This is a genomic window from Alteribacillus persepolensis, from assembly GCF_900099605.1.
In the GTDB taxonomy this organism is placed as follows: Bacteria; Bacillota; Bacilli; order Bacillales; family Marinococcaceae; genus Alteribacillus; species Alteribacillus persepolensis.
Genome location: NZ_FNDK01000004.1, coordinates 116,451 through 132,374 on the forward strand (window position 1 = coordinate 116,451; position 15,924 = coordinate 132,374).

The following is a 15,924-nucleotide window of genomic DNA, read 5'->3' on the forward strand; positions in this document are numbered from 1 at the left end:
GTTATTTGATGAAAGATAAGCATGGGACAGTTATTTATGTCGGGAAAGCAAAAATATTAAAAAACCGAGTGCGTTCGTACTTCACGGGGTCTCATGATGGAAAAACACAACAGCTTGTCAGTCAAATACATGATTTTGAATACATTATAACGTCTTCGAACATGGAAGCGCTTATTCTGGAAATGAACTTGATCAAAAAACATGAACCAAAATATAACGTTATTTTAAAAGACGATAAATCATATCCATATCTAAAAATTACGAACGAGACACACCCGCGCCTGATTACGACGAGGAAAATAAAAAAAGACGGAGGAAAATACTTTGGCCCTTATCCAAATGCTGGAGCGGCCAATGAAACAAAGAAACTGCTCGATCGGCTGTATCCACTAAGGAAATGCCGCACGCTTCCAGATCGTGTCTGTCTGTATTACCACATCGGCCAATGTTTGGCTCCGTGTGAATTTGAGGTGGGCCAAGCAACGAATCAGCAGATGGTTTCTGATATCGTTCGATTTTTAAACAACGGCCACCAGGACGTGAAAAAGGAACTGCAAGAAAAAATGGAAAAGGCAGCGGAAGAGTTGAATTTTGAACGAGCAAAGGAAATGCGGGATCAAATGCAGCACATCGACCAAGTGATGGAAAAACAAAAAATGACGATTAATGATCACAAAGACCGTGATGTGTTTGCCTATTTTTACGATAAAGGCTGGATGTGTGTACAAGTGTTTTTTGTGCGGCAAGGAAAGCTGATTGAAAGAGATGTATCTATCTTTCCATTTTATCAGGCACCAGAAGAAGACTTTTTAACGTTTTTAGGACAATTCTATTTAAAAGAGGATCACTTAAAACCAAAAGAAGTACTTGTACCTGAAAACATTGATAAAGAACTAGCGGAGAGACTGGTTGATACGAAAGTTATCCAGCCCAAACGAGGGCAGAAGCGGGAATTGCTGCAGCTTGCTGAGAAAAATGCAGAGCAGGCTTTGCGTGAAAGGTTTGCATTAATCCAACGGGATGAAGAGCGGACAATTAAAGCTGTAGAAGAGTTAGGAGAAATGTTAGCAATTGATGTTCCGCATCGTATTGAAGCATTTGATAATTCCAATATTCAAGGTACAGACCCAGTCTCTGCCATGGTTAGTTTTGTTGATGGAAAGCCGTTCAAAAAGGATTACCGCAAATACAAAGTAAAAAGTGTAGATGGGCCAGACGACTATGCTTCCATGAAAGAGGTCGTCCGCAGACGCTATCTCCGGCTGTTGAAAGAAAAGGCAGCTCTTCCAGACTTGATATTAGTCGATGGTGGAAAAGGGCAGTTAAGTGCAGCAAAGTCCGTATTAGAAGATGAGCTGGGGTTAAGCGTTCCAGTCGCGGGAATGGCTAAAGACGAAAAGCATAAAACATCAGAGCTGATTATAGGTGAACCTGCTCATGTTGTGCCGCTTCCTCGAAACAGTCATGCGTTTTATTTGCTGCAGCGTATTCAAGATGAAGTGCACCGTTTTGCGGTAACATTTCATCGGCAGACACGAAAGAAAAATATGTTCACGTCTATTCTTGATGATGTACCCGGTATTGGTGAAAAGCGGAAAAAGCTGCTGCTGAAGCATTTTGGATCAATGAAAAAAATGAAAGAAGCATCATTGGACGATTTACAGCGGCTATCACTGCCGGAAAATGTAGCAAAAGAACTCGTAAAACGTCTGCAAGACAACTAAGGAGCATCCGCTTTTTTTAGGCAAGCGGATGCTTTTGATTCACTTAGCAGAATTTCCCTTCATTGAGGGCGCTGGCACTTTTCTTTCACATTTAGCGGTCCCAATGCACTTCAAAAGTGATAGATTCACGTTTTTCTAATATGTATGTTTCGGCAGCTTTCCCTTTTATATGCTCGATTTGTTCTGCAAGAAATCCTGCCTCGAGATGCCGGTTGATGGAAAGGTGATCATCAGCAGGAGAGATGGTCAATTCAAAGTGCACCTCTCTGCGTTTTTCTTTTGCTGTTTTCAGCTCTCCCCACCCAGCATGCCGAAAAAAGGAATGAATATCTTCAAGACTGTCTGCTGGATATTTTCGAGCAACGCGTTTGCCGCTCCAATATAATATGTCGGACTCTTCCTGCCCTAATAATTCCGGGATGATGTCATTTCTTAATAACGTATAACTGAACGCGGGATATATGTTTTCTTTTTCTTCCATTTCAACCGTCCTTTCCCGTCTATATTATACCTTCTAAAAAGATAAAACTCTATATGGATTAACATATGCCAAGCATGATATACTAAAGCCCGAATTCTGATGGAGGTTATCATATGAAAAAGGGCTTAGAGCAATTTATGACGCCGTTTCGCATGATTATTGTGTCGTACATACTGTCGATGTTTTTGTTTAGCTTTTTGCTGTGGCTGCCAGTTTCACAGCAGGACGGTGTGAATTTAACCTACATGGAATCATTATTTACATCTGTATCTGCAGTTAGTGTAACGGGGCTTACAGTAGTTAACGTATCAGAGACTTTGAGCTACACCGGTATTTTCTTTTTGGCTTTAGCTATGCAGCTTGGCGGTATTGGAATTATGTCGATTGGGACATTTGTATGGATGTTATTTGGCCGAAAAATTAATTTATCCCAACGCTTACTTATTATGGTCGACCAAAATCAATATCAGTTTTCGGGTATGGTTAAGCTGATGCGCGGAATTATTTTGCTTGCATTAGCAATCGAAACGGTGGGTGCCCTTATTTTGGGAACATATTACCTCCAGCATTTTGACACCCCGCTAGAAGCATACTATCAAGGGGGATTTGCAGCTCTCAGTGCCTTTACGAATTCAGGCTTTGATGTGACAGGGCAGTCACTCATTCCATTTGCTAATGACTATTACGTGCAGTTTGTCGTTATATTGTTAGTTTTCGCAGGAGCAATCGGCTTTCCTGTATTGCTTGAGGTAAAAGAATATTTCCGAACAAGAGGAAGCCATTTTAAATTCAGCTTATTTACAAAAATAACAGTTACGACCTACTTTCTTGTATTTATTTTCGGTGTCATTGGTATTTGGTTATTGGAAAAAAACATGTTTTATGCTGATATGACTTGGCATCAACAATTTTTCTTTTCCGTTTTCAATTCAGCAACAGCAAGAAGTGCCGGTTTATCTACCATGGATATCGGTGAGTATACACTGCCGACTTTGCTGTTTATTTCATCCCTTATGATTATCGGTGCGAGTCCATCCAGTGTGGGGGGAGGGATCCGCACGACGACGATTGCGGTCATGTTTTTAACGATACGAAGCTTTGCGCTTGGAAAAAGTGATGTGAAAGTATTTGGCCGTGAAATTCATCCAGAAGACAAACAAAAAGCTTTTATCGTCTTATCGTTTTTCTTGTTTGGTTTGTTTGCTGCCGTTATGATGATTAGTGCACTTGAGCAGGGAAACAGCAAAGTGGAATTAATTGACATTATTTTTGAGACGAGTTCAGCATTTGGAACGTGTGGGTTGTCCACTGGAATTACGCCTTATCTGTCACAGCCAAGCCAAATACTATTAATGTTTTTGATGTTTGTCGGTCGTGTTGGTATTTTAGTATTTTTATTTTCTGTGAAGAAAAAAGAGACAAAATCTCATTATAAATATCCAACAGAGCGTATGATTATCGGTTAATAGAACGTTATAGCGGAATAAAAAAGAGTAATAGCAGAAAGAAAAAAGCTGTATCCGTTTTCTTGACTAGCTATGAAACTGAGAGTACAATAAATTTGTCGGATTTATGAAAAGAAAGGAGAAGTGTGCTGATTCGTCAGACTAATCAGTCTCGTTCTCTTTTCTTTTATTCATATTTTTGTCCTCTAAGGACAAGCACTAGAAATGAACTCCAAAGGTGACGGGCGTCTTCGATACATAATTAGGTCGTTGAAAGAAAAACAGTCTGTTGCTGCCTACAGGGAACAGCTGTTTTTCTTTTGGTGGATTTTTACCGGAAGCCTTTATAAAGGACCTTTGGAAAAAACGGGAGGTTGTTTCATCGAAAAATGAACAAAGGGCAGTAGATTGCTGGAAATTAGGAAAAAAAGATTAGGAGGAACATTAGCATGGCTGAAAACCGTGAATTTATGAATCGCAGGCTTCATTCCCTTTTGGGAGTCATTCCTATTGGAATCTTTCTCATTCAGCATTTAACGGTCAATTACTTTGCAACACGCGGAGCAGAGTCTTTTAATGCTGCTGCTCATTTTATGGAAAGTTTGCCATATCGAATTTTCCTGGAAGTTTTTGTTATTTATCTTCCTATTTTGTTTCACGCTATTTATGGGTTGTACATTGTGTTTCAAGGAAAAAGCAACACAAAACGGTTTGGACATTTTCGTAACCGGATGTTTTTGTTACAAAGAATAACAGGGGTATTTTTAATTATTTTTATTGCGTGGCATGTTTGGGAAACACGTGTGCAAGCTGCTATGGGTGCCGAAGTAAATTATGATATGATGGCAGATATACTAAGCAGTAACTTTATGCTTGTTTTCTACATTGTTGGTGTGTTGTCAGCGACATTCCACTTTTCAAATGGACTTTGGTCTTTCCTTGTGTCCTGGGGCATTACGGTCACCCCGCGTTCACAGCAAATTGCCACATATGCAACGGTTGTTCTTTTTATAGCACTTTCTATCGTAGGCATGGGAGCATTGCTAGCTTTCATTAATCCTGATTTAGCTAATATTTAAGGAGTGGGTCGAACATGAGCAATGGTAAAATTGTCGTAGTCGGTGGAGGTCTTGCCGGACTAATGGCGACGATAAAAGCAGCAGAAGCAGGCACGCAAGTAGACCTTTTCTCTGTTGTGCCGGTGAAACGGTCTCACTCTGTTTGTGCCCAAGGCGGTATAAATGGAGCGGTTAACACGAAAGGGGAAGGTGACTCCCCGTGGGAACACTTTGATGATACGGTATATGGCGGTGACTTTCTTGCCAACCAGCCCCCTGTTAAAGCAATGACAGAGGCAGCACCAGGTATTATCCACTTGATGGACCGTATGGGTGTTATGTTCAACCGTACACCTGAGGGACTGTTGGATTTCCGTCGTTTCGGCGGGACACAGCACCACCGCACAGCATTTGCAGGTGCTACTACTGGCCAGCAGCTGCTTTATGCATTGGATGAGCAAGTACGTCGTTACGAAGTGGCTGGACTTGTTAATAAGTATGAAGGCTGGGAGTTCACTTCCGCTATTTTAGATGAGGAAGGACGCTGCCGCGGTATTACTGCTCAGAACCTCCGTTCGATGGAAGTGGAAAGCTTTCGTGCAGATGCAGTAATCGCGGCTACAGGCGGACCAGGAATTATCTTTGGTAAATCAACAAACTCCGTTATCAACACTGGTTTTGCAGCATCAAAGCTTTATGAGCAAGGTGTATATTATGCAAATGGTGAGTTTATTCAAATCCATCCGACTGCAATCCCTGGTGATGACAAGCTGCGTCTTATGAGTGAATCTGCACGTGGTGAAGGCGGACGTGTTTGGACGTACAAGGACGGCAAGCCGTGGTATTTCCTTGAAGAAAAATATCCAGCTTATGGAAACCTTGTACCTCGTGACATTGCAACACGTGAAATCTTTGATGTGTGCGTGGAGCAGAAACTTGGTATCAATGGCGAAAACATGGTGTATTTGGACTTGTCTCATAAAGATCCTAAGGAATTGGATGTTAAACTTGGCGGCATTATGGAAATCTATGAGAAGTTTATGGGGGATGACCCTCGTAAAGTACCGATGAAGATTTTCCCGGCTGTTCACTACTCCATGGGCGGTATGTGGATTGATTATGATCAAATGACTAACATCCCTGGCTTGTTTGCAGCCGGTGAATGTGACTATTCACAGCATGGTGCAAACAGATTAGGTGCAAATTCCTTGTTGTCTGCTATTTATGGCGGCATGGTTGCAGGTCCAAATGCAGTTGAATATATTAACGGTTTAGATAAATCGTCTGAAGACCTTTCTTCTTCCTTGTTTGAAAATGAAAAGAAAAAAGAAGAAGAGAACTTTGACAAAATCATGAAAATGGACGGCCAAGAAAATGCTTACGTTCTTCACAAAGAGCTTGGTGAGTGGATGACAGACAATGTAACAGTTGTACGTGAAAACGATAAGCTGCTGCAAACAGACGAAAAAATTCAAGAGCTGCTGGAGCGCTGGGAAAACATTAATATGACTGACACTGCCAGATGGAGTAACCAGGCTGCTTCTTTCACACGTCAATTAAAAGGAATGCTCAACCTGGCGCGTGTTGTTACACTAGGGGCTTATAACCGTAATGAAAGCCGCGGTGCCCACTATAAGCCAGAATTTCCTGAACGTAATGACGAAGAGTTCTTGAAGACAACCAAAGCGAAGTATAACCCTGCAAAACAAGGCCCTGACTTTGAATACGAAGACGTGGACGTATCATTGATTAAACCGCGTAAACGTGACTACTCCCAGAGCAAACAAGGGTCCAAGCAAGGAGCTGGTAACCAATGAGTGAACAAAAAAAAGTCCGTTTAATTATTACACGCCAAGAAGGTCCAGAGAACAATTCGTATGTCGAAGAGTTTGAACTTGAGCATCGGCCAAACATGAATATTATCTCTGCACTTATGGAGATTCGCCGTAACCCTGTAAATGCGGAAGGAAAAGAGACAACACCGGTTATTTGGGATATGAACTGTTTGGAAGAAGTGTGCGGTGCTTGTTCGATGGTAATCAACGGTAAGCCGCGTCAATCATGTACAGCGCTGGTTGACCAATTAGAACAGCCAATCCGTCTTGAGCCGATGAAAACATTCCCTGTTGTTCGTGATTTAATGGTAGACCGCAGCAGAATGTTTGATTCATTGAAGCGCGTAAAAGCGTGGATTCCGATTGATGGAACGTATGATCTCGGTCCAGGGCCGCGCATGGCTGAAAATAAGAGACAGTGGGCATATGAATTGTCCAAGTGTATGACGTGCGGTGTTTGTTTAGAAGCATGTCCAAACGTCAATGATAATTCAGATTTTATTGGTCCGGCCCCATTGTCTCAAGTACGTCTGTTTAATTCTCATCCAACCGGTGAGATGAATAAAGCAGAACGTTTAGAGACTATTATGGGAGATGGAGGCCTTGCCAATTGTGGTAACTCCCAAAACTGTGTGCAGTCCTGTCCAAAAGGGATTCCACTTACAACTTCCATTGCAGCACTTAACCGTGACACGGCGTTGCAATCATTTAAAAACTTCTTTGGAAGCGACAAAATGTAATGTGTTTTCGAACCTGCCCTGCTTAAGCGGGGCAGGTTTTTGTGCGTTAGGAAATATTTTGGAGGCGGCGGTTAAAGAAGAGTGCAGATCGATGTGCATCTTGGCGGCATGTAAGAGCAGCCTGGCATATAATGAAAACCTAAAATGCAGATAATGGCTTATGTTTCGGAAAGATTTTGCTGTTTTGAAAGGGTTCACAATCAACAGCGTAAGTACCTCGAAAACAGCAGCTGCTCGCTCGATGAGACCCAAAAAAGCCGTCTGTTGTACGTTTACGGTTTATTAGAACAATGACGCCTTACACTGTACAAACTTGTCCACACGCGAAGTTTTCTTAAAAAATCCCTTATATGGCAACAGATGCCCGTAACAGACTGTCTTATATCCGCATAAAATATGCTGACTATATTCTTTCCATACTCCGACCCTTTCGCCGAAAGGTAAAGGACGGGGAACAGCCTTGTCAAGAAAGGGTGAAGCCATTGAGGGAGATGGACAGAGGCCGCCGTACTCTTTTAACAAAAAGAGAACGGGAAGTCTTTGAATTGTTAGTGCAAGATAAAACAACAAAAGAAATAGCTGCCCAGTTATTTATTAGCGAAAAAACAGTTCGCAACCATATTTCAAACACGATGCAAAAACTGGGAGTAAAGGGGCGTTCTCAAGCTGTCATTGAGCTGATCAGAATGGGAGAACTAAAGATTTAGTAACGTACCGGCTTTCCTTTCTCGAAGGCCGGCTTTTTCTGTAAAAGCGTTTCAAAAAGAACAAGCAAAAACTCTTGTATGAAAAACACGTTGGTGTTAAAATACAAACGTCATTACATACGCCGCATGTTTTACCTGTAAAGAAAATAATAGGAACATTTACGTGTTACTGACACGATCAGGCATGAGTAGATGCAGAAAGAAACAGCCTTTCCATGGGATGGGTGTATTTTCTTCACATTTACTCATGCTTTTTTTGTGCACGGCGCAAGGACCTGTGAATGAAAAAAATTGTCCTTATAAATGGCCTTTTAAGGTTAAAACAAAGGGGAAAGTGGTAACGTAAGACTAACCAGCTTATCTTGGCGTATGCACTATAACCAGTTTTTAAAATAATAAATAAAAAAAGAAAAGGGGTAAGATTCATGCAAGAGAAGACATTTACCATCACAAACGATACAGGCATTCACGCACGTCCGGCGACACAATTGGTTAATAAAGCAGGCCAATTTTCTTCTGATATTACATTAGAACATAACGGAAAATCGGTTAACCTTAAATCCATTATGGGTGTTATGTCACTTGGTGTTGGTAAAGGTGCAGAAGTAACGATTAAAGCAGAAGGTCCCGACGAAGAAGAAGCAATGAAAGCGGTGGATGAAGTAGTAAAAGAAGGGCTTGGAGAGTAATGACACATACATTACAAGGAATTGCTGCTTCGAAGGGGATAGCGATTGCAAAAGCATTTGTCTTGGAACAGCCGGACTTGACGGTGGAAAAGAAATCAGTGAAAGCAGCAGATGAGGAAACACAACGATTTCAAGAAGCCGTTGGGACAGCAAAAGCAGAACTTGAGCAAATTAAAGAAAAAACGCTGAAAGAAATGGGAGAAGACAAAGCAGAGATTTTTGCCGCCCATTTACTTGTGCTAGAAGACCCTGAAATTATCAATGGTGTCACCACAAAAATCAAAGATGAACATGTAAACGCTGAATTTGCCTTAAAAGAGCTTGCTGATATGTATGTTTCAATGTTTGAAGGCATGGATAATGAGTACATGAAAGAACGTGCGGCAGATATACGAGATGTTTCCGAGCGTGTTCTTTCCCATCTGTTAGGTGTGACAAACACTTCTTTAGCGGAAATTCAGGAAGAGACTGTTGTGATTGCGGAGGATTTAACACCTTCGGATACAGCACAATTAAATTTGGACTATGTACTTGGTTTTGCCACAGATATTGGCGGACGTACTTCCCACTCCGCTATTATGGCGCGGTCAATGGAAATTCCAGCCGTTGTCGGAACAAAATCAGCTACATCTTCTGTTTCGACAGGAGATATGGTGGTTGTGGATGGAATGGATGGGAAAGTATTAATTAATCCAGAAGAAGGCGAACTCGAAACATATAGAGAAAAATTAGATGCATACCTTCGCCAAAAAGAAGAGTGGGCCAAGCTTGTTAATGAGCCATCAGTAACAATGGACAGTCATCAAGTAGAGCTCGCAGCTAATATCGGTACCCCGGATGATATGGAAGGTGTGCTTGCAAATGGTGCAGAAGGGATCGGCCTTTATCGCACGGAGTTTCTATATATGGGAAGAAGCGAACTTCCATCTGAAGAAGAACAGTTTAAAGCTTATAAAAGTGTGTTAGAGCAAATGGATGGAAAACCAGTTGTCATACGCACGTTAGATATTGGCGGTGACAAGGACCTGCCGTACTTGGATTTGCCAAAAGAAATGAATCCGTTTCTCGGCTTCCGTGCGCTCCGTCTTTGTCTTGAAGAAACGGACATGTTCCGGACCCAGCTTCGCGCTCTATTACGCGCCAGTGCATTCGGTACGTTGAAGATTATGTTCCCAATGGTTGCCACGGTTGAAGAAGTAAGAGAAGCGAAAGCCATTTTACAGAATGTCAAAGAAGAGCTTGTCAAAGAAGGCAAAGACGTTTCTGACAACGTTGAGGTTGGTATTATGGTCGAAATACCTGCTACAGCTGTGGCTGCAGATATTTTTGCCAAAGAAGTAGATTTCTTTAGTATCGGCACCAATGACTTAATTCAATATACACTTGCAGCTGACCGTATGAGCGAGAAAGTGGCTCATCTTTATCAACCGTATCACCCAGCCATTCTTCGGTTAGTGAAAAATGTTATTGATGCAGCTCATAAAGAAGGAAAATGGGCTGGCATGTGTGGAGAAATGGCTGGTGAGCAGACGGCGGTGCCGCTTTTGACTGGTCTTGGATTAGATGAATTCAGCATGAGTGCCACATCTGTATTACCAGCGCGAAGCCAGCTTCGACAGCTTTCCAAACAAGAAACGGAGCAGCTTGCAAAAGAAGCTGTTCAACTGTCTACAGCAGATGAAGTAGCTCAGTTAGTAAAAGATAAAGGCTTTATTGTATCTTAAAAAGCACAGCCTCTGTCCGTGACGTAAACCTTAGCGGACAGAGGTTTTTCTTGCACGGATAGGAAAATATAGACTTGGCTCGATAAAGTTCATTGTGGTTATCCTCTCTCTTTCTGGTTGGACAGCTCTTTAGGATTGCTTGCCGCAGGCGTTTTATCTGTAGGCTGCAGATGAGAAAAGCACGGCTTGTCCCTCAGCCTCTTAGATGGGAGTTCTTGCAGAACTGCTGTTACCTTCATTCAACCGCTTCGACCGTCAAGTGTGTTTGCTTTTTGACATAGGTATTCATAAGAAAAACTGCCTAAATCATGGTAGGTGGTAGCGGAAAAGAAAGTGCTGTCATACACTGCTAATAGTACTTTTTGCCGCTCTGTGCACAGGAGTCTTGCATTGCGGCAGAAAAAAGGAGAAAATACATGATATATATCCAGCGCCTGCTTGAACATGAAGCAGGAACAGCATGGGGTGATGGATATTTTATTCAAATAAAAACATAGGTTACAAAAGAAACATCAAGAAATTTAAAGGAAATTGAGGGACACTCTGTGAATCAACCAATTGGCATTATTGACTCGGGAGTTGGAGGTTTAACCGTAGCAAGAGAAATCGCTCGTCAGCTCCCAAAAGAAGAAATGATTTATATCGGAGATACTGCGCGCTGTCCGTATGGGCCGCGGCCGGTTGAAGAAGTGAAAAGTTTCACGTGGGAAATGATCCATCATTTACTAGAAGAAAATATAAAAATGCTGGTTATTGCCTGTAATACAGCAACAGCGGTTGTACTGGAGGAAGTGCAGCAAGAATTGTCTATTCCGGTAGTCGGCGTTGTTCAACCTGGTGCGATTACAGCATTAAAAGTGACCACCAACAATCATATAGCGGTCATAGGTACAGAAGGAACGATTGCAAGTGGTGCCTATGTTAAAGCACTGCATACGATTAATGAAAACGTAACGGTGGATAGTTTAGCTTGCCCGCCGTTCGTTCCTTTAGTAGAACAAGGCATTTGTGAAGGGGAAGAAGCTTTGGCGATCGTTCAACAGACGCTGCGGCCGCTTTGGTCGAAGCCGTTTGATACACTTATTTTGGGCTGCACACATTATCCGCTGCTTTATGATGTTATTCAAACAGCGGTCGGAGACGATATTGCACTTATATCCTCCGGCGATGAAACTGCTCGTGAGGTAAGTACGATTCTTCATTATAAGGGAATGCTTACGACTAATCATCACAAGCCGCACCACACCTTTTGCACGACAGGCTCTGCTGAGAGGTTCCAGCGAATTGCCAACCGCTGGCTCGACACACGGACAAACAACGTACAGTCTATCCATTTAGCGGCTGTTCAGTGAATACAAGATGTTTTTCATATAATCGCTGGTCTATTTCCTGCCCAGGCTCGTATAAATAATAGTACAAACTGCTCTGGGAGGGAATCAAGATGAAAGGTAAATGGTTGATGGCTGCAGCGGCATTTCTGATCGTACCCTTCGTACTGCAAGGTTGCGGTTTTGGCAATAATGAGGTGTCCACTGACATGGATGAACCACCAGAAGAACTATCGGAGGACGTGCAGTGGGAAGAGTTTGGAGATATGGCTGAAGAGCAAGACGAATCAGCTGAAGAACCAGCTGAGAGTGAGAAGGAGCAAGCGGAGAATACAGAAGATGGTTCACAAACAGTGGCAGAGCGCGAATTGTATTTAATTAGTGAAGACGGAATGGTTGTGCCGCACACGTTTGAACTTCCAGCTGAAGAGGGTGCGCTGCGGCAGTCACTTGAATACCTCGTGCAAGACGGCCCGATTTCTACAATGATTCCAAATGGATTTCAAGCGGTGCTGCCGCCAGGAACTGAAGTGGACGTACATTTAACAGAAGATGGAACAGCAGTTGCTGATTTTTCACCTGAATTCAGAGATTATGACCCGAACAATGAACAAGCTGTTTTACAAGCAGTGACATGGACACTTACCCAATTTGATAATGTAGACCAAGTAAAGTTTCAAATTAACGGGTATGACCAAGATACCATGCCTGTCGAAAATACCCCAATCGGAGAAGCTTTCAGCAGAGAAAATGGAATTAATTTAGATAATGGGGACGTAGCGGATATGACAAACAGCGGCAGTGTGACCGTCTATTTTCTCTCTCAAACGGGAGACAGTACGTATTATGTTCCTGTTACCCGCCGAGTAGAAAACTTTGATAAGTCAGAAGAGCTGCAAGTGGTGATGGAAGAGTTAATGAAAGGTCCGTCTTCGAGTTACTCATCCTTACATGGAGTGATACGGGACGGAGCAGAGCTTCAAGAAGAAACAGCCTTAGGCGGGGAAACAGCCTCTGTGTTTTTTAATGAAGCTATTCTAACGGAACAAGAGGGAACAGCGATTTCCGAAGAAGCACTGCATGCGATTACGTTGTCAGCAACAGAAATAGAAGGTGTGGAAACAGTTGAGTTGAACGTAGAAGGAGTGGACGAGGTTATTCAAGTATCTGGTGAGCCAGTAAATGAACCACTCAGCAGGCCGGCTTCTATTAATGCTGTGGAGTCGTAAAAGGAAGTTCATTGTCTAAAGGCGTGCAGCGGTTGTGAGTACTATAAATAACGATGCGTGTCGAGTTGACAGCGGAGATGCATATAGACATTTCATTTATAGATTCGGCAAGCTGGAACACAGATGAAAGACAGTAAAAAACGCAGCAGTCATTAGGCCAGGAAAGTATGTATTTCCACGACTCGTTCTTTGCGGGGAGTCATGGTGTAAAGTCTTGGTAGTTACTGTTTTCAAATACAGTAAATATAATTTTCATTAAGGCGGCGCTGCTGCCTTCTTTTTACTGTCAAAAAAGAATTGAAGCGCTCAGGTATGGAAGAGAGGAAAAAAGATGTGCGGCAGGTTTTAGCAATGAACGTTACCTTGTGCTACACTCGTTTCAGTGGCAAATATCGAAAGGGAGGCAACAATTGTGACACGAGCAGATGGTAGAGCGTCAAATGAATTACGACCAATAACAATTGATACAGAGTTTTTAAAACATCCGGAAGGATCGGTGTTAATCACAGTAGGAGAAACGAAAGTCATTTGTACCGCTTCAATTGAAGATAGAGTTCCGCCCTTTATGCGCGGCAGCAAAAAGGGCTGGATTGCAGCAGAGTATTCCATGCTGCCAAGAGCGACAGAGCAACGCAACATTCGAGAAGCAGCAAAAGGGAAGCTCAGCGGACGAACAATGGAAATACAACGCCTCATCGGCCGGTCATTGCGTTCTGTTGTTGACTTAACCCAAATCGGTGAACGAACAATTTGGATTGACTGTGATGTCATTCAAGCAGACGGGGGGACGAGAACAGCGTCTATTACCGGTGCATTTGTTGCTATGACGATGGCACTGGCGCAGTACAAAAAACAAGAAAAAATCAAGTCGCTTCCAATTAAGGATTACCTGGCTGCCGTTTCTGTCGGCATTGACCACAAGCAGCAGGAGTTGCTAGACTTGTGCTATACAGAAGATGCCGCTGCAGATGTCGATATGAACATTGTGATGACAGGAAACGGACAATTTGTTGAGTTGCAAGGCACTGGCGAAGAAGCTTCTTATTCAAGAGAACAATTGCAGCGTTTATTGGATCTTGGTGAAAAAGGGTTGCAGGAATTGTTCGCTGTGCAAAAAGCAGTGCTAGGTGAAGCAGCAGAACAAATTGGCAAAAAAACAGAGGAAAAGGAATCATAACTATGCAGACAATAACGGTTGCGTCTAAAAATCCAGGAAAAATCAAAGAGTTTCGTGATATGTTAGAGCCAGGTATACACGTTCAGTCTCTTTTAGATATTTCTTTTAATGATATTGCGGAGACAGGTCAAACGTTTGAAGAAAATGCTTCGCTAAAAGCAGAAGCTGTCTTGAAAGAACTTGGGACACCAGCGATTGCGGATGATTCTGGTTTGGAGATAGACGCTTTAGACGGAAGGCCCGGCATTTATTCAGCGCGGTATGCAGGCCTGGACAAAGATGACGACAAAAACATAGCAAAAGTGTTAGATGAATTAAAAGGTGTTCCAGCTGGGAAGCGGACAGCACGGTTTGTATGTGTGATTGCCGTTGCTGCACCAGAAAAGACATACACATTTCGCGGAACGTGCGAAGGAAGAATTGCCTTCGAAAAAGCAGGCGGTAGCGGGTTTGGATACGATCCGATTTTTTATCTGCCAGAAAGAGATGCAACAATGGCAGAGATTCCTCCAGAAGAAAAAAATCGAATCAGCCATCGTTTTCAGGCGCTTAAACAATTACAGAAGCAGTGGAATGCAATCTTTTAAAGAGGGAGAAAGGTAACATGCAATGCTTAATTATGAGTGACAGTCATGGTGCCGAAAAAGAAGTAGCGGAAGTGATTGAGAGACACGTACATGAGGTAGATGCAATGATTCATTGTGGTGATTCGGAACTTCCGGCGACATCACCGGTGTTAAAAGATGTGTACGTGGTGGAAGGCAATTGTGATAGGCCAGGGGCATTTGCAGAGGATCGCGCCGAAGATATAAACGGTATCCGTGTGTATGTAACACATGGTCATTTGTATAACGTAAAAATGACCCGTGTTCCGCTTTCTTATCGTGCAGAAGAAAAAGCGGCGAGGCTTGCCTGCTTTGGACACAGCCACATTGCCGAAGCTTTCACGGAAAATGGCGTCGTCTATGTAAACCCTGGCAGCTTGCTTTTGCCAAGAAATAGGCCGGAACAAACATATGCTATCGCACAGTTTGATAAAGGTGGACAAGCGACAGTCAGGTTTTTTGAACGAGAGAGCGGACAGCGCATTCATGAACTAGAGCAAACATTTTCCCTGTCATAACGAACCATGCCGGCCTGGTGAACAAAGGGGCCGGCTAAGTTTAAAAAAAGAAATTTTAAAAACGGTTGACGACAAAGGAATAATGTATTATTATAAACAATGTCGCTGAAACGACAAAAATATTTGTCCCAGTAGCTCAGTAGGATAGAGCAACGGCCTTCAACAATAGGAGCCTCTATAGGGAAAGGTGAACCTATAGAGTGAACGACACTGTATCGGTGAAACCTTAACAGATGATGCTGATGGCAACACCGAGGAAACTTACGATCTCTGCTAAGGAGATTGAGGGGTTTTGAAAGGTCAAGGACACTTTTCCTTGAAGGTAGAAATCCTAAAGTATAATTGATGCAACGATTATCGTGAGGTTCCGTAGAGACTATACGTGTCGCACCTGAAATGGTGAAGATATAGTCCAGACCACAAACAACTGCAGTTGGTGGCGAAAGCCAAAGTGGTAAGCTAAGCCGTTGGTCGGGAGTTCGAATCTCTCCTGGGACGCCATATCTTACATAACCAAAGGATGTTCCGCAGCTGAATGCTGTCGGGGTGTCCTTTTTTCGTTGGTTGAATAATAGTTGTCAGGATTATCAACTTCACTCTCCATGTCTCCTGCAATCCAGCAAACGAAAGATCCTCCCGCCGTTTGCTTGAATGCGATAAGATT

The 15,924-nt window shown here is 42.7% G+C and carries 14 protein-coding genes; 13 read left to right on the plus strand and 1 reads right to left on the minus strand.

Annotated features, from left to right (window positions below; all coding sequences use genetic code 11):
• Positions 1 to 8 precede the first annotated feature (8 nt).
• Positions 9 to 1,724: an excinuclease ABC subunit UvrC gene (gene uvrC / locus BLT18_RS05535; protein ID WP_245705188.1), complete on the plus strand. Its 1,716-nt coding sequence runs from the start codon at positions 9 to 11 to the stop codon at positions 1,722 to 1,724.
• Between the two features lie 91 nt (positions 1,725 to 1,815).
• On the opposite strand, the gene BLT18_RS05540 is transcribed toward uvrC, so the two are convergent.
• Entirely contained in the window at positions 1,816 to 2,205 is a 390-nt protein-coding gene (locus BLT18_RS05540; protein ID WP_091271981.1) for a DUF2507 domain-containing protein, read from the minus strand.
• Positions 2,206 to 2,318: 113 nt separating this feature from the next.
• Here BLT18_RS05540 and BLT18_RS05545 point away from each other — a divergent pair, with 113 nt between their 5' ends.
• From BLT18_RS05545 to BLT18_RS05600, 12 genes are all read left to right on the plus strand, one after another.
• Positions 2,319 to 3,671, plus strand: a complete 1,353-nt coding sequence (locus BLT18_RS05545) for a TrkH family potassium uptake protein (RefSeq protein ID WP_091271983.1) — start codon at positions 2,319 to 2,321, stop codon at positions 3,669 to 3,671.
• A 428-nt stretch (positions 3,672 to 4,099) separates the two neighbouring features.
• Positions 4,100 to 4,729, plus strand: coding sequence for a succinate dehydrogenase cytochrome b558 subunit (locus tag BLT18_RS05550; RefSeq protein WP_091271984.1), 630 nt, complete (start codon positions 4,100 to 4,102; stop codon positions 4,727 to 4,729).
• 14 nt (positions 4,730 to 4,743) lie between these two features.
• Positions 4,744 to 6,525, plus strand: coding sequence for a succinate dehydrogenase flavoprotein subunit (sdhA, locus tag BLT18_RS05555; protein WP_091271986.1), 1,782 nt, complete (start codon positions 4,744 to 4,746; stop codon positions 6,523 to 6,525).
• Positions 6,522 to 7,283: a succinate dehydrogenase iron-sulfur subunit gene (gene sdhB, locus BLT18_RS05560; RefSeq protein ID WP_091271988.1), complete on the plus strand. Its 762-nt coding sequence runs from the start codon at positions 6,522 to 6,524 to the stop codon at positions 7,281 to 7,283. The genes sdhA and sdhB overlap by 4 nt, the downstream gene beginning before the upstream one ends.
• A gap of 491 nt (positions 7,284 to 7,774) precedes the next feature.
• On the plus strand, positions 7,775 to 7,990 hold the full coding sequence (locus tag BLT18_RS05565; RefSeq protein ID WP_407639919.1) for a helix-turn-helix domain-containing protein: 216 nt from the start codon (positions 7,775 to 7,777) through the stop codon (positions 7,988 to 7,990).
• Between the two features lie 425 nt (positions 7,991 to 8,415).
• Positions 8,416 to 8,679, plus strand: a complete 264-nt coding sequence (locus tag BLT18_RS05570; RefSeq protein WP_091271991.1) for a phosphocarrier protein HPr — start codon at positions 8,416 to 8,418, stop codon at positions 8,677 to 8,679.
• Positions 8,679 to 10,403, plus strand: a complete 1,725-nt coding sequence (gene ptsP / locus BLT18_RS05575; protein ID WP_091271993.1) for a phosphoenolpyruvate--protein phosphotransferase — start codon at positions 8,679 to 8,681, stop codon at positions 10,401 to 10,403. The genes BLT18_RS05570 and ptsP overlap by 1 nt, the downstream gene beginning before the upstream one ends.
• A gap of 545 nt (positions 10,404 to 10,948) precedes the next feature.
• Complete coding sequence (gene racE, locus BLT18_RS05580; protein WP_091271995.1) at positions 10,949 to 11,755, plus strand: glutamate racemase; 807 nt, start codon at positions 10,949 to 10,951, stop codon at positions 11,753 to 11,755.
• Between the two features lie 89 nt (positions 11,756 to 11,844).
• On the plus strand, positions 11,845 to 12,960 hold the full coding sequence (locus tag BLT18_RS05585) for a GerMN domain-containing protein (RefSeq protein WP_091271996.1): 1,116 nt from the start codon (positions 11,845 to 11,847) through the stop codon (positions 12,958 to 12,960).
• Positions 12,961 to 13,372: 412 nt separating this feature from the next.
• Positions 13,373 to 14,137, plus strand: coding sequence for a ribonuclease PH (rph, locus tag BLT18_RS05590; RefSeq protein ID WP_091271998.1), 765 nt, complete (start codon positions 13,373 to 13,375; stop codon positions 14,135 to 14,137).
• A gap of 2 nt (positions 14,138 to 14,139) precedes the next feature.
• Positions 14,140 to 14,724: an XTP/dITP diphosphatase gene (locus BLT18_RS05595; RefSeq protein ID WP_091272000.1), complete on the plus strand. Its 585-nt coding sequence runs from the start codon at positions 14,140 to 14,142 to the stop codon at positions 14,722 to 14,724.
• 17 nt (positions 14,725 to 14,741) lie between these two features.
• Positions 14,742 to 15,260: a metallophosphoesterase family protein gene (locus tag BLT18_RS05600; protein ID WP_091272001.1), complete on the plus strand. Its 519-nt coding sequence runs from the start codon at positions 14,742 to 14,744 to the stop codon at positions 15,258 to 15,260.
• Positions 15,261 to 15,924: the final 664 nt, after the last annotated feature.

Excerpts from the sequence above, each read along its gene's own strand:
- uvrC (WP_245705188.1), top strand. The coding sequence starts at position 9 with ATGAAAGATAAGCATGGGACAGTTATTTATGTCGGGAAAGCAAAAATA.
- BLT18_RS05545 (WP_091271983.1), top strand. The coding sequence starts at position 2,319 with ATGAAAAAGGGCTTAGAGCAATTTATGACGCCGTTTCGCATGATTATT.
- BLT18_RS05595 (WP_091272000.1), top strand. The coding sequence starts at position 14,140 with ATGCAGACAATAACGGTTGCGTCTAAAAATCCAGGAAAAATCAAAGAG.
- BLT18_RS05540 (WP_091271981.1), bottom strand. The coding sequence starts at position 2,205 with ATGGAAGAAAAAGAAAACATATATCCCGCGTTCAGTTATACGTTATTA.
- BLT18_RS05585 (WP_091271996.1), top strand. The coding sequence starts at position 11,845 with ATGAAAGGTAAATGGTTGATGGCTGCAGCGGCATTTCTGATCGTACCC.
- sdhA (WP_091271986.1), top strand. The coding sequence starts at position 4,744 with ATGAGCAATGGTAAAATTGTCGTAGTCGGTGGAGGTCTTGCCGGACTA.
- BLT18_RS05565 (WP_407639919.1), top strand. The coding sequence starts at position 7,775 with ATGGACAGAGGCCGCCGTACTCTTTTAACAAAAAGAGAACGGGAAGTC.
- sdhB (WP_091271988.1), top strand. The coding sequence starts at position 6,522 with ATGAGTGAACAAAAAAAAGTCCGTTTAATTATTACACGCCAAGAAGGT.
- BLT18_RS05600 (WP_091272001.1), top strand. The coding sequence starts at position 14,742 with ATGCAATGCTTAATTATGAGTGACAGTCATGGTGCCGAAAAAGAAGTA.
- ptsP (WP_091271993.1), top strand. The coding sequence starts at position 8,679 with ATGACACATACATTACAAGGAATTGCTGCTTCGAAGGGGATAGCGATT.
- BLT18_RS05550 (WP_091271984.1), top strand. The coding sequence starts at position 4,100 with ATGGCTGAAAACCGTGAATTTATGAATCGCAGGCTTCATTCCCTTTTG.
- BLT18_RS05570 (WP_091271991.1), top strand. The coding sequence starts at position 8,416 with ATGCAAGAGAAGACATTTACCATCACAAACGATACAGGCATTCACGCA.